The sequence below is a fragment of the Cutibacterium namnetense genome (assembly GCF_001642025.1).
GTDB lineage: Bacteria > Actinomycetota > Actinomycetes > Propionibacteriales > Propionibacteriaceae > Cutibacterium > Cutibacterium namnetense.
On sequence record NZ_LWHO01000002.1, the window covers coordinates 67,643 to 81,303 of the forward strand.

10 protein-coding genes are annotated in these 13,661 nt (G+C 60.8%); 3 read left to right on the plus strand and 7 right to left on the minus strand.

Annotated features, from left to right (window positions below; all coding sequences use genetic code 11):
- Nucleotides 1-20 precede the first annotated feature (20 nt).
- Complete coding sequence (locus tag A5483_RS03110; RefSeq protein WP_063811000.1) at nucleotides 21-947, minus strand: ABC transporter substrate-binding protein; 927 nt, start codon at nucleotides 945-947, stop codon at nucleotides 21-23.
- Between the two features lie 250 nt (nucleotides 948-1,197).
- Between A5483_RS03110 and A5483_RS03115 the strand changes: the two genes are divergently transcribed.
- Together A5483_RS03115 and A5483_RS03120 are read left to right on the plus strand one after the other, a co-directional pair.
- Nucleotides 1,198-1,881: an ABC transporter ATP-binding protein gene (locus A5483_RS03115; RefSeq protein WP_002549330.1), complete on the plus strand. Its 684-nt coding sequence runs from the start codon at nucleotides 1,198-1,200 to the stop codon at nucleotides 1,879-1,881.
- A gap of 68 nt (nucleotides 1,882-1,949) precedes the next feature.
- Complete coding sequence (locus A5483_RS03120; RefSeq protein ID WP_063811044.1) at nucleotides 1,950-4,052, plus strand: FtsX-like permease family protein; 2,103 nt, start codon at nucleotides 1,950-1,952, stop codon at nucleotides 4,050-4,052.
- A 182-nt stretch (nucleotides 4,053-4,234) separates the two neighbouring features.
- Here A5483_RS03120 and A5483_RS03125 read toward each other — a convergent pair whose 3' ends face one another.
- The 5 genes from A5483_RS03125 to A5483_RS03145 all read right to left on the minus strand — a co-directional run bounded on the left by A5483_RS03125 (nucleotide 4,235) and on the right by A5483_RS03145 (nucleotide 8,981).
- The gene (locus A5483_RS03125) at nucleotides 4,235-5,089 is read right to left on the minus strand and encodes a metal ABC transporter permease (RefSeq protein ID WP_063811001.1); all 855 of its coding nucleotides are present in this window, start codon (nucleotides 5,087-5,089) and stop codon (nucleotides 4,235-4,237) included.
- Nucleotide 5,090: 1 nt separating this feature from the next.
- Nucleotides 5,091-5,912 (minus strand): metal ABC transporter ATP-binding protein, encoded by an 822-nt coding sequence (locus A5483_RS03130; RefSeq protein WP_063811002.1) that lies wholly within the window; start codon nucleotides 5,910-5,912, stop codon nucleotides 5,091-5,093.
- A gap of 41 nt (nucleotides 5,913-5,953) precedes the next feature.
- Nucleotides 5,954-6,871: a metal ABC transporter solute-binding protein, Zn/Mn family gene (locus A5483_RS03135; RefSeq protein ID WP_063811003.1), complete on the minus strand. Its 918-nt coding sequence runs from the start codon at nucleotides 6,869-6,871 to the stop codon at nucleotides 5,954-5,956.
- A gap of 98 nt (nucleotides 6,872-6,969) precedes the next feature.
- Nucleotides 6,970-7,521, minus strand: coding sequence for a cysteine hydrolase family protein (locus A5483_RS03140; protein WP_063811004.1), 552 nt, complete (start codon nucleotides 7,519-7,521; stop codon nucleotides 6,970-6,972).
- Complete coding sequence (locus A5483_RS03145; RefSeq protein ID WP_063811005.1) at nucleotides 7,518-8,981, minus strand: purine-cytosine permease family protein; 1,464 nt, start codon at nucleotides 8,979-8,981, stop codon at nucleotides 7,518-7,520. The genes A5483_RS03140 and A5483_RS03145 overlap by 4 nt, the downstream gene beginning before the upstream one ends.
- A gap of 87 nt (nucleotides 8,982-9,068) precedes the next feature.
- Between A5483_RS03145 and A5483_RS03150 the strand changes: the two genes are divergently transcribed.
- Nucleotides 9,069-12,527: a bifunctional proline dehydrogenase/L-glutamate gamma-semialdehyde dehydrogenase gene (locus tag A5483_RS03150; RefSeq protein ID WP_063811006.1), complete on the plus strand. Its 3,459-nt coding sequence runs from the start codon at nucleotides 9,069-9,071 to the stop codon at nucleotides 12,525-12,527.
- A 30-nt stretch (nucleotides 12,528-12,557) separates the two neighbouring features.
- Here the strand turns inward: A5483_RS03150 and A5483_RS03155 are convergent, their stop codons facing one another.
- The gene (locus A5483_RS03155; protein WP_063811007.1) at nucleotides 12,558-13,607 is read right to left on the minus strand and encodes an alcohol dehydrogenase catalytic domain-containing protein; all 1,050 of its coding nucleotides are present in this window, start codon (nucleotides 13,605-13,607) and stop codon (nucleotides 12,558-12,560) included.
- Nucleotides 13,608-13,661: the final 54 nt, after the last annotated feature.

A 13,661-nucleotide genomic window follows, 5' to 3' on the forward strand; every position in this document is an offset into this window, starting at 1 on the left:
TGCCTTTCAGTTGGATGTGATCACGATTCGGGATTGACTTGGGAGGTCTTGATGAGGCCATCCTGGGTGCCCCACGCGGCGAGCAGCTTCTTCATAGTGCCGTCATCGATGAGCTTTTGGGTTGCGACCTGGATGGCCTTCGACAAGCCGCCGTCATTTTTGGCGGTGACGACGCCGAACTTGGCGGCATCGGTGATGCCGCCAAGGGCCTCGAGCTTGGATGTCTGCTTGATGGCGTAGCCGGTGATCACTGAGTCGGCGTAGAGGACGGCGGCTTTGCCGCCGGTGACGTTGGTTGTGGCGTCGGACTGGGAGGCGTAGGACAGCAGGTCGATGGGCTTGCGGCCGGCCTTGACGCACTGCTTCGACTTGTGCTGGGCGGCAGTCTCCTGGGCTGTTCCGGTCTGGACGGCGACAGTGTGACCGCATAGGTCGTCGGGGGAGATTTTCTTGGGGTTGCCTTTGGGGACGGCCATGGAGAATCCCGCCTTGAAGTAGGAGGCCATGGTGACTTGCTTCTCCCGCTCGAGGGTGATGGTGAATGCGGAGACGGAGACGTCGTATTTGGAGCCCAGCGCGGGAATGAGGCTGGGGAAGGCGGCATTGGTGGTTGTCACTTTGAGGCCCATGAGCTTACCGACAGCGGTGATGTAGTCGATGTCGTAGCCGATGACGGTGGATCCGTCGGTGTCGATTAACTCTGCAGGTGCGTAGTTGGCTGCAACGCCGTTGCGTAGGGTTCCCGATTTTTTGATGTCGTCGGGAACGATCGCGGCGATGGAGGGGTCCTTTTTAATCGATTCGATGATCTCGGCATTAGAGGAGGGCTCAGTGTCGCTGGAATTGCCCTCAGGACTGGCTGACTCTTCGGATGCGTAGGTACATCCGCTCAGGGCAAGAGCGATGGCGGTCAAGGCGGCACCGGTGGCGTGGTGCAGAGTTTTCATGTGGCGTTCCTTCGCTGCTGCAGTGCTAGGTAACACCGCGTAATACATAATTATGCATAACAGAGCATAGATTCAAGTCGAGGAGGGTGTGGTGGCAGGGCGGCTGCCAATTCAATGTGAGCTCTGGAGACACTTTGCGTGCGGCAGATCTTCGGGTCCAGGTGCGCCGAGCATTGGTACGGTGACCACTGCGTCGAAAGGTTGTACCGCGAGTGATGACCGCCTCTGATGCCCATGGATCGGATACCTTATGATTAATCGGTGCTCGTTGACTTGTTATGACTTGTTCATGCAGTTCCCCCACGCGGGCCGACCCGCATTGGACGATGTCTCGCTGGTCATGCCTGCGGGGTCAGTGAACGTGATCGTCGGTGCTTCTGGTTCGGGTAAGTCAACATTGTTGATGTGCCTTGCCGGTTTGGAGGCGCCGACGAGAGGGCGGGTCGTACACGGCGACGTGGATGTATACGGGCTAGATGACAGGCGGCGTGCGGCGTGGCGGTTGCAAACGATCGGCCTGGTGTTTCAGAACTCTGAACTGGTTCCCGAGCTCACATTGCGTGACAACATTGCCCTGCCTCTTGAGCTCCTTGGCACTGGGCGCCGGGACGCACTGAAGCGCGCCGACCACCTTGCCGAGATCCTTGACCTGAGCGAGAGCAACAAGCGGAGACCCAGCGAGGTGTCGGGAGGCCAGGCGCAGCGTGCTGCCGTGGGTCGTGCCCTGGCACACCGTCCGGCGGTCGTTCTGGCCGACGAACCTACTGGCGCTTTGGACACCACGAACCGCCATGCCGTAATCGACTTGCTAGACGAACTAGTTCGCGCCGAGGGTTCCACTTTGGTGATGGTTACCCATGATGAGCACACGTTGCCGGGAAATGCTCGGATCATTCGTTTGGCCGATGGGCGGATCGTGGGGGACGCGTCGTGAAAGGTGTGCGTCTGGCGTTGCGATTGAGCCGTGGGGCGGGTCGTCATGAGTGGGTGCGATCGTTGGTCATGATTGTCGGTGTGGCCTTGGCCACACTCGGGTTAGCGGTGGGTGTCACCCTGCCTCGCGTCACCGCTCAGCAGCAGGAAGCGCGTGACGCGCGTACCCCCATCCTTGCTCCGGATGAGCCTGCTGACGGGCATACCGGTTTCAAGGTGCAGGAATTACAGGTCGACGGTACGCCCTGGACGAGTTTCGTGGTGAACCACCCTGCTGACCGCCTACCCCCAGGACTAAAGCACTGGCCCCAACCTGGTCACACCATCGTGTCCCCGCGTCTGAAGTCGTTGATGGACGCCGGGGTCGTGAAAATCTCTAGCTTAGGCACAATCGATCCGGTGGCGGTGGATCGGGCCGCTTTGGCTTCACCCGATGAACTGTTCTCGATTACGACCACCCCCGATCAGGCTGGTTGCCGCGAGCTGAAGGCCTTCGGCTTGACCAGAATCGGTGATTCTGGGGTGTCGTCACGTACCGTGTGGATCGAGGTGATCGGACTGGTGGCGCTGCCGGCAGCCGTGTTGTTGTGGACGTCACTGAGCCTGTCGGCTGCCTCGCGCCGCGACAGGTTCATGACGTTAGTGCGCATGGGATGCGATCCCGACTGGTGTGGCCAGGTCTTCGCCGTCGAGGTTTCTGGGACCGCTGGCCTAGGCGCTCTGCTCGGGTTGGCACTGTTCACTCCCGTTCAAAACGCCCTTGGATCGAGTGGGACGCTCGGGTTAACGTGGTGGCCCTGGCAGGCGAGGCTGAGATGGCCTGAGTGGCTCATTATCGTCGTCATCATGGTGATCGCGAGTGGCTGGTTGGCCCGTCGCGCCCTGCGAAGGCTGCTGGCTTCACGCCGCCCCCCGCGCCGCCGCGCCCGGCTTGGGACAGTGCGTCATCTGCTCGGGATCGTTGGTCTTCTCCTCGTGGTGGCTGCGATCGGTCTGGAGGGCTGGATCTGCCTGACGATGGCACTCGCCCACAACGGCCAGCGCCTGGGGGACCACGCCGCTGGATACATCATGGGCGCAGCGGTGCTTGGAACTCTCGGCGCCGTCATGTCAGCCCACCTCATCATCGTATGGTGTGCCGATCGCGAACAGCTGAGACTGCCCACCCGTCTCGGGTTGACCCTGGCTCGGGCTCACTATCTAGATTCCGCTGCGATGGTGATCGCATTGACGATTATGGTCGGTGTAGCCGGATTTGGATCGGGATTCCTCATTTCTGGCACCCACGATACTGCGGGGGACCCCCACCACGTCCTCGTCCAGGTCCCCTTCACCGACCGGACCGCCACCGAACAGCAAGCCCTCCGGCGCGTCACCCGGCCCCGACGTATGATCTACACGACTACTGACGGCCGTACCCTTGTCGCCGCCTCCTGCGCTGACTTGGCCGCCTTCGATCCCTATCCGCGGTCCTGTCCCAGGACGCCGGCAACGAGGCGAGACGCGTCATCGACATGGACCTTTGGCCACGATGAACACACCATGGTCCGTACCATCAAGCCCGTCAGCCGCCTACCCGTCACCTATGACGATGACGCCCTCCTCGCTCGCAACGATCCGAGACTGGCAGGTCTCACGGCAGACATCCTGGAGTTCACCGCAGACTCCACAACTGGCGACCTCGATCGGCTTGTGGATCAACTCCACGCAGCTGCGCCGTCCTATGCGGCCTACGCCGGGGCTGAAAATCCCGACACTCTACAGGCGTTTATCCAACAGCAGGGAATCGTGCGTAGCGGTCTGGCGACCGGATTCCTGCTGATCCTGGTGGCATGTACTGCAGCTTTTGTCGAATTGCGCTGGGGAATGCGGCGTACCATTGCCGTTCAACAAGCTGTGGGTACTCCCGCCCGTATTCTGCGACGATCCTTCTTGATACAGATGATCGTCACGATTCTGCCAGCCCAGACGATGTCACTGGTGGTCGGAATTCTGGCTGGCTGGGCGATCAATGCCGCGATCGGATCGACCGACGCGAATCAATCCTTCGACCCCACCATTGCGGCGCTACCCGTCACTATGTGGGCGGTCAGTGTGCTTGCCATTATGGTCACTGCGTTTGCGACTGGTGCGCCCCGCTTCCAGCTGTCGGCTGTGAGGGATACCACGTAGGCAAGGAGCGATAGCCATGCGGCTGACTATTCGAACCCCGATGCGGGGCAATAGCCGGTTGCCTGACGGAAGCGAAGGCGTCACGGTGTGAAAGGGCTGGATGGTATCGGGTGGGGCAGCACGGGAGCTGTCAGTTGGCAGCATCGTGCGACAAGTAGCGTCGACGGGACGTTGTAGAGATATCAGACGGTTCGCCGACTCCAGCCGCGGCGCTGACGAATAGCTCCCAGCCCCAGACAGACGAGGTAAATGAGGAAGCTCACCGTCGTCACGTAGGGGCTAATGGGTAGCCCTGGCCCCAATGACAGCAAGATCCCTCCGACGGCAGAGACCGTTGCAAACACGATAGAGAGCAACGACATCGCCAACGGGTGGGCCGTTACCTTGGCAGCAGCGGCCGTCGGAGTGATGAGCAGACTCAGTACCAGCAGGGCGCCGACAAGCTGTACCGCCATAGCCGTGGTCAGACCGAGCAGTAGCATGAAGACAATCGATAGGAACCGCATCGGAACCCCGCGAGCCCTGGCAGCTTCAGGATCCACTGAGGCAAAGAACAGTGGTCTCCAGATGATGCCTAGGCACACTGCCACGAAGATCGCTACCGCGACCAAGGTGCTCAATTCCGTGGTATCCACCGCGACGATCTGTCCGGTAAGCAGGCCAAATTTATTGGAAGACCTGCCTTTATACAGGCTCAAAAAGAGCACACCAATTCCCATGCCGAAGGGCAGCATGATGCCGATAGACGCATTGCGTTCTGCCGCCTTAACACCTAGGAGTCCTAAGATGAGGGCGGCCACGAGAGAACCGATGACGGCACCCTTGGTCACCGATGCCCCGAAGAACAGGGCCACCGCAGCACCCGCGAAAGAAATCTCCGAGGTGCCGTGAACAGCAAATGCCAGATCTCGGGCATGTATTATCGGGCCGATAAGGCCCGCGAGGACACCGAGGATGAGCCCGGCAATGATCGACCCATGGACCAGTGGCACTAATTGGCTGAAGCTGTCGAAGTTGATAATCGTGGGAAAATCCATGTCAGCCTATCTCCTCAGACTCGCCGGAGATTTCGGGGGCGTGTAGGTGAGAAGAGCGCTCCTCGTCAGCGAGCACGATGATGCGATCGCCGCGATGGAACACGTCAACATGCGATCCGTATAGCTCGCTGAGGACATCTGATCGCAACACCTCGTCGGGAGTGCCAACGCGAACTTTGCCACCCGCGACGTAGACCACCCGGTCGACGTAGGGGAGTACAGGATTGATCTCGTGGGTGACGAACAGTACCCCGAGATTGCGGCTTCGGCGCGCACTGTCAATGAGCCGGGTGACTTCTTGCTGGTGGTGCAGGTCGAGGCTGGACAATGGCTCGTCACACAGCAACAGCTGGGGATTGGTGACCAGTGCTTGGGCAATGCGCAACCTCTGCTGTTCACCACCCGACGTCATCGTCAGCGGTGCATTGGCGAAGGCTGTGGCGCCGACCGAGGCGATGGCTTCATCAATCTGGTGCCGTCGCGACCGGCTAAACCGCCCGAACCCCCACCGGTGCCCGTCAATTCCCATCCCGACGAGATCTCGTCCCCGGATGGGAGCAGTCGTCTCGAGGGATCGCTGTTGCGGGATGTAGCCGATGTGAGGCGAACCGCGGCGCACGGGGCGGCCAGCGACCATAGCGGTCCCAGCTGTCAGCGGAGTCTGCCCTAGGAGGACCCGCAACAAGGTGGTTTTACCGACCCCGTTGGGGCCCAGAACGGCGATGAACTCGCCGGGTTCGACAATGAGATCGAGCCCCGACCACAGCACCCGGTTCCCGAAGGCGACCTTGGCGCCGGTGAGCTTGGCAGGCTCGATGCTCATTGTCGTCCCGGTGGTGTCAGAACGATGCGATGCCACGAGTGTCAGGCTAAGCCCTTCTCGATAGAGTCGATGGCCTTGCCGATGAATTCTGGGTAGTTGTCGACACCTTTCGGGAAGGTCTCCCACACGCCAACTTCGTGGATATGTGCCTTGCTAGCAGCCTTTTGAAGAGTTTTGGTGACGTCGTCGCTGGTTTGGCCGTTGACGAGAAGGACGGACGCTTTCTTCTGAGACAGCAGCTCGGTGGTCTCGTGAACGACCTTGGTGGATGGGCCGGCCTCGGTTTCGGACTGTTCGACGAACTCGTCGGGGGTGATGTTCTTGATCTTCATGTCCTCAAGCAGGTAACCGACGACCGGCTCGGTAGCGATAGCGGTGCTGTTCGGGTGCTTCATTCCGACCTTGGTGGCACGATCCTTGAGGCCGTCAAGCTTGGACTCGAAGTCCTTGAGGTTGGTTTCGAAGGTGGACTTGTTGTCCGGTGAGGCCTTGATCAGGTCAGACTCAACAACCTTAGCTACCTTGCGAGCACTGTCGATCGAGTAGAAGACGTGCTCGTTGAATTCCTTCTGGCCGGGCTTCTTGAGGCCGGAGGTCTCGACGGCGTCAATGAGATCCGCCTGGGGGCTGGTGCTCTTGGCGAGTTTGGCAGCCCAGTCGTCATAGCCGCCGCCGTTAGCAATGGCGATCTTGGCTTTCGAGAAGGCGAGCTTGTCTTTAGCGGTGGCCTCGTAGTCGTGCGGATCCTGATCGGGGCTGTCGATGATGGAGTGGACATTGACTTTGTCGCCGCCGATCGCTTGAGCGACCGAGCCCCAGACGTTGGTCGAAGCGACGACGTCAATCTTGCCAGAACTGGCGGACGAGCCGGACCCCGAGTCCGACCCGGAGTTGGAGCAGCCTGCCATTGCCAGAGCGCAGGCGCTGAGAGTTGCCATAGCTAGAAGACGACGATGCATGTGGTGTTCCCTTTCCAGTACGCAAGTGATAACCATTGTCGTCTTCATGAGATGCGTCGACAAGGCAGGGTGCCCAAAGAATTAGGTGACCCATAGCTTTAGGTGAGGGTCGTAAGGACCTGAGAAGTGGTAGCAACCTCGATCTGAGGAGAATACAGACCCATGACGGTCAGGGCCGCCTCGTGATTATCCGGGGTGGATCCTGCGCAGGCGTCAGATACAACCGTCACCCAAGCTCCAGCATCGGCAGCAGCCAAGGCCGTCGTGATGACACAACAGTCGGTCGAAACACCCGCTAGCAAGAGGTGGGGATACTCGCCGGTCACCGCCGTTAGCTGGGATCCCCACTTACCGAAGGTGGTGACGTCGATCGTTGGGCGTTCCGCCCATGGCCGAGCCTCGTCGGCAAGGTCGAATATCGGATCATCTGCGGGACGATCTGCAAATGTCCAGCGGTCGAAGTAGTCGCGCCACGATCCACTGCGAGTAGTCGCGGGAATCCAGCGCGTCACGATGGTTCGGCCGTGGAAGGCAGCGACCATGTGATTCATCGGGTCGATGATGTTTGGGAAGGTAGGAGAGCCCCAGGGGGACGTGGCGGACGCGAAGATCGTCTGGGGGTCGATCACAACGAGCCACGTCTCGCTCATCGTGACTCCTGACGACGCACCTTGCCGCGCCGGGCGATGAGGGTGACAACATATCCGAGGACCAGGGCCCCGAACACTCCAAGGTTGGCGTAGGCCCAATCACCCTGACGCCCACCCAGCCCGATGGGCCCAAGCAGAAATCCTTGCCAGTTGTTCCAATTGACGCCCTCGTAGGTGTTGACGACCAGCCCCCACCCGATGACGGTCACGACGACAAAGGTGATGATCGAGGTGAGGTCGAAACGACCGTAACGCCCAGAACCGTTGAACAGATCAGCCTCGTCGTAGGGGCGGTGGCGCAAGGTGATATCGGCCATCATGATGCCGGTCCACCCTGACAGTGGCACCCCCAGCGTCACCAGGAAGGACTGGAAGGGGGAAATAAAGTTCGGAGCCACGAAGACGACATATAGGGTCCCGATGGTGAGAATCGTCCCGTCAATAAGAGAAGCTGCCGGGCGTGGGACTCTGATTCCCAGGGTGAGCAAGGTGAGCCCGGAAGAGTAAATGCCGTTGATGGCCCCGGCCAGCAGAGAGAGGATCGCAGCCAGCAGGAACGGGATGAGGAACCACGTTGGCAGGATGGTCGCTAGGGCGCCAACAGGATCTGCCCCGATGGCGTCGGAAAGGTTCTTCGAGGAAGCGGCTAGCAGCAGCCCGCCGGTGATGAGGACGATGAGCGGTAAAGAGGCCCCAAAAACATTCCAGAAGGCAGTGGCGAACCCGGGAGATGTGCGCGACTGGTAGCGCGACCAGTCGGCCGCGATATTCGTCCATCCCAATCCGGTGCCAGTCATGACGAGGGTGAGCGCGCCGACGAAGGCCGGGACAGATGCACAAGGCAATGAGGTTGTGGCGTGCCAGTCGATGTGGCTGGCAGCCATCACTAGGTAGATCACGGTAAGGACGCCGGTAATCCAGGTCAGAACGGCCTGCAACTTCATGATGATGTGATAACCGGCCACAGCGCCGCCGACAATGAGCAGGGCCACGACGATAGTGGCGCAGATCTTGACCGAGCTCCCGGAACTCCAACCCAGTCGATGGAAGATCGTCGTCGTCGCCAAGACAGCCGTGATAGCGAGAGATGTTTCCCAGCCAATTGAGGTCATCCAGGAGATAATCCCGGGGATCTTGTTGCCCTGAGTGCCGAAAGCGGCCCGAGACAGCACCATCGTTGGCGCTGAGCCACGCTTGCCAGCTATAGCGATAATGCCGCAGAACCCGAAGGAGACGATGACGCCGACGAGAGTTGCTGCCATCGCCTGCCAGAAGGACACCTTGAACCCCAGCATGAAGGCTCCATAGCTCATGCCAAAGACCGAGACATTCGAGGCGAACCAGGGAAGGAAGAGGTCCCGGGGCTGCGCGGTGCGCTGTGATTCTTCGACGATCTCGATTCCAGTCGTCTCGATGCCCGTGCGCGTCGTCGCGCTCGACTCGGTGGCGGTCTGCGTCATGAGCTGTCCTTTCGCGGTATTCGCAGCGATATTCTTACATCGTTGGGCTGCGCGCGTGTTGTCGTCTACTCGGGCTACAGTCATGTCATGAGCATCGACGCTGATACTTGGGTCTCCCCATCCCCACGCCCTGCTGACCTGGTTGACGAGGCAGTTGACCAGGTCCACACCTGGTTACGAGATGCCCATGGTGCATCGAAACGTCGGACAGATCGTGCACAGATCGCTGCAGGTTTGCTCTCCGACGTACTGTCCCACCCGGCTGGCCTGCCCTTCACCCTGGCTTTCATAGATCGCGTTGTTCGCCCTGAGGATGCCCGCACCGCAGCGGCGAATCTTGCGGGACTAGCAAAGATGGATTGTTCCTTCCTGCCGGGCGCGCTGCAGATGGCGGTGCGGGCAGGCGGACGAATGGCCCCGATAGCTCCTGACGTCGTCGTCCCAGCTGCACGTCATGCTTTGCGGCAGTTGGTGGGTCACCTCGTTGTCGATGCGCGACCGGCACAGCTGACTCGCACCCTCAAAACGCTGCGGAGCTCGGGTGCCAGGCTTAACCTCAACCTTCTGGGTGAGGCTGTGTTGGGCGATCGCGAGGCGGCATCTCGGCTCGAGGGGACGATGGCTCTGCTGGCCCGCGATGACGTCGACTATGTCTCGATCAAGATTTCGGCTGTCGTCAACCAGCTCGACTTGTGGGCCCACGAGCCGACGGTCGACGAGGTCGTTGAGCGGTTGCTGCCGCTGTATCACGTAGCTGCGAACTCCCCGAAGCCGAAGTTCATCAACCTCGACATGGAGGAGTACCACGACCTTGATCTGACGATTGAGGTCTTTCAGAAGCTTCTCGACCGCCCTGAATTGCGTACTATGGAGGCGGGCATCGTCCTGCAGGCTTACCTGCCTGATTCGCTGGCCGCTCTGCAGGGTCTCGTTGAGTGGGCTAATCGTCGCACCGCTGCCGGTGGGGCGGGGATTAAGGTGCGGTTGGTCAAGGGTGCCAATCTCGTAATGGAGAGGGTAGATGCCGAGATTCACGGGTGGCAGCAGACCCCGTGGCCTTCCAAACTTGCCACCGACACCAACTACAAACGAATCCTGGATTGGGCGCTGACTCCCGAACGTACCCACTCGGTGCGGTATGGCGTCGCAGGCCACAACCTTTTCGACATTGCACTGACGAAGCTGCTTGCCGAGCATCGTGGGGTCCGGGACCGGGTCGAATTCGAGATGCTGCTAGGCATGGCACCTGACCAGGTTGAACGTATCGGAGCTGATGTTGGTGGGCTGTTGCTCTACACGCCGGTTGTCGATCCGGCCCACTTCGATGTGGCGATCAGCTATCTAGTACGTCGGCTAGAAGAGAATGCTGCCAGCGAGAACTTCATGTCGGCTGTCTTCCAGCTTGGCCACGACTCCCAACTCTTTGCCCGCGAGGAGGCGAGGTTCCGCAGTGCGGTGGCTGGGATTACTCGAGATGTGCCCGAGCCTCGGCGCCGGCAAGAACCCGATCGGGTGCCGGACCTTTCCGATGGGTTCGTCCAGTCCACTGACTCCGACCCCTCCCTACCCCATATCCGTGACTGGGCCGGTGAGGTTGCCGAGAAAATGAAGGGCTGTGAGCTGGGGGAGTCCACCCTGGCTAACAACCACCTCGAGACCATTGCTGAGGTTGATGCAGTCGTTGCTACCGCTCTTGACGCTCAACACTCCTGGGCTGGGCGTGGCGGCAACGCGCGTGCCGACGTACTGCGCACGGTGATACACGCCTTCGCTGCTCGCCGTGGCGATCTTTTGGCAGTGGCCGGTGTTGAAACCGGCAAGATCCTGGCCGAAGGTGACGTCGAGGTGTCTGAGGCTATTGACTTCGCTGCTTGGTATGCCGACCGAGCTGAGGAGCTTGAGGCCGTCGATGGTGCCCAGTTCGTGCCGCCGCGAGTGACCGTCGTCACCCCGCCGTGGAACTTTGCCCTATCTATTACCGCCGGATCCACCCTCGCCGCCTTGGCTGCCGGGTCGTCGGTACTACTCAAGCCCGCCCCGCAGGCCCGCCACTGTGCTGCTGTTATCGCTGAGTGCCTGTGGGAGGCTGGGATTCCGCGCGACGTCTTGCAGCTTGTCGATGTTGAGGAAAATGAGGCTGGTAAGCACTTGGTGAGCCACCCTGAGGTCGATCGGGTCATCCTCACGGGAGCTTGGGAGACGGCCAAGCTATTCCGGTCGTGGCGGCATGACCTGCCGGTGTTGGCTGAGACCAGTGGGAAGAACTCCATCATCGTCACTGAGAACGCTGACTACGACTTAGCCGCGGCCGACATCATCAAGTCGGCTTTCGGTAACGCCGGGCAGAAGTGCTCGGCAGCGTCGCTCATTATCTTGGTGGGTCAGGCCTACCGGTCTCAGCGATTGCGCCACCAGATTCTCGATGCGGCTTCCTCAGTTCGGGTGGGATCGCCGTTGGATCTGCGTTCCCAGATGGGTCCGCTTGCCGAGCCCGCCAACGGCAAATTGCTCGACGGTTTGACGAAGCTCGACCCGGGTCAGGTGTGGGCCCTGAAGCCGGTACGCATCGACGAGGAAGGCCGATACTGGTCTCCTGGCGTGCGCGGTGGCGTCAAGCCGGGGGATCCGTACCACCTCACCGAGTACTTCGGTCCGATTACCGGAATTATGTACGCTCCTGACTTAGCCACCGCTATCGAGTACCAGAACGGCACCGCTTTCGGTTTGACGGCTGGTTTGCATTCGCTGGACCCTTCCGAGATCGAGTTTTGGGCAGAGAGGGTCGATGCTGGAAACCTTTACGTCAACCGAAGCATCACGGGAGCTATCGTCGGTCGTCAACCCTTTGGCGGTTGGAAGCGTTCGGCGGTCGGCCCAGGTGCCAAGGCCGGTGGCTACCACTACTTACAGGTGTTGGGAACTTGGCGTCGAGCTGAGGTGACGGCTCCGACTCCGGCGGACCGTCCCTGTGGTTTGGTTGAACAGTTCGTCGATCACATCGCGGGGTTGGTTACTCGCGACGAGCGTTCCTGGCTCCTGGACGCGGTCGCTCGTGACGCTCACGAGTGGGACGAGTGGTTCGGACGCTCTACCGACATCGGTGGGCTGGAAAGAGAGCGCAACATCCTGAGGTATCGCCCGGCCCCGACACAGGTGAGAGGTTGTGCCGACGCCAAACTGGTCGACGTCGCTCGTGTCGTTGCTGCGGGTCTCGTGGCTGCCGGGGACGACATTTCGGTGTGTCTAGACCCGAGCTTTGGTGAAGGGCTAGGTCGGGCGTTGCGTTCGGTCGGTGTGGCCGTTACCACTGCTAGCGACGAGGACTGGTACGCCAGCCTAGGGGCTGGCCGAGTACGGCTCGTCGGTGGTAATCCCTCACGAGCTGCCGATGAGGTTGACGGTAACCCGGATCTCGTCGTGTGGGCCAATGAGGTCACCAGCGCCCCGCAGATCGAATTTCTCCCCTTCCTGCGAGAGCAGTCGGTCTCGGTGACAGCGCACCGATTTGGCAATGTGGATGCCGGGGCCCTCTCGGTGAGATTGTAAGGCGGCAGTCGATGTGTGACGGGACGCGACTTAACGCTGGGGGTCGATAGCGATCTTGACACCGGCATGACCGCGCACCGCGTCAACAGCCTCGGTCCACTGGGATAGGCCAAAGGTGTGAGTGACGATGGGGGCCTCGTCGATGTCTCCTCCTTCGAGCATGTCGACCGCCCGGTGAACGTCTGCCCGACCGGCGTTCGATCCTCCGGAGACCGTCAGCTCTTGGTAATGCACCGTATTGGGGGTGATGGACGCCATTGAGCCTTTGGGGAAACCAGCAAACCAACTCACGCGTCCACCGGGGGCGGCGAGGCTAAGGGATTCCTCGGCTAACTCGTTACGACCAATAGCGACGATGACAAGCTCGGCCCCATATCCGCCGGTGTGCTCGGCGACGACTTCGGACAGGTGTTCCGGACAGGTCGTCACCGCTCCCATAGCTGCGGCGCGGTCGCGTCGGTCCGCATGCTTCTCGCACACGATGACCCGCCCTGCCCCGCAAGCCAGATTGAGCTCGGTATGGAGCAGACCGATAGCTCCGCCGCCGATGATGACGACCGTCTCTCCGGGGTTCACCCCGCTATGACGGCGATGCCCGTTGAGGACACAGGAGAGAGGTTCCGCCAGGGCCAACCGGGTAGCTGGCATTTCGGCAGCCACCGAGATGATATTGCCGCGACGAACGGCTCGGGCCGGCACACGCAACCACGGTGCGAGCCCGCCGTCGATGCCGTAACCGACGAGCTCGCAGCGGCTGCATAAGTGTTCCCGCCCTGTAAGGCAAGCCCGGCAGGTGCCGCAGGAGACGACGATGGAGACAGTCGCTTGTTGCCCGGCAGTCAGCCCTTCCACCCCCTCGCCGAGGGAAGCGATCCTTCCGGCGATTTCGTGACCGAGGGTGACTCCGGGACGCACCCCGGTGGTTTTCTCACCGGACATGATGCGTAGATCGGTGCCGCAGATCGTCGTCGCCTCGACGGCCAGCACGACCTCTCCGGGGCCAGGCGTGGGTATGGGTTTTTCGGTCAGCTGGACGTCTCCAGGGCCATTGAGGACTAGAGCTGGCATGGTGTGCATCATGTGATCTCCTTCGTCAGGTCTACTGTCGCATCTCTGCCGCGCCGAAAAGATTGT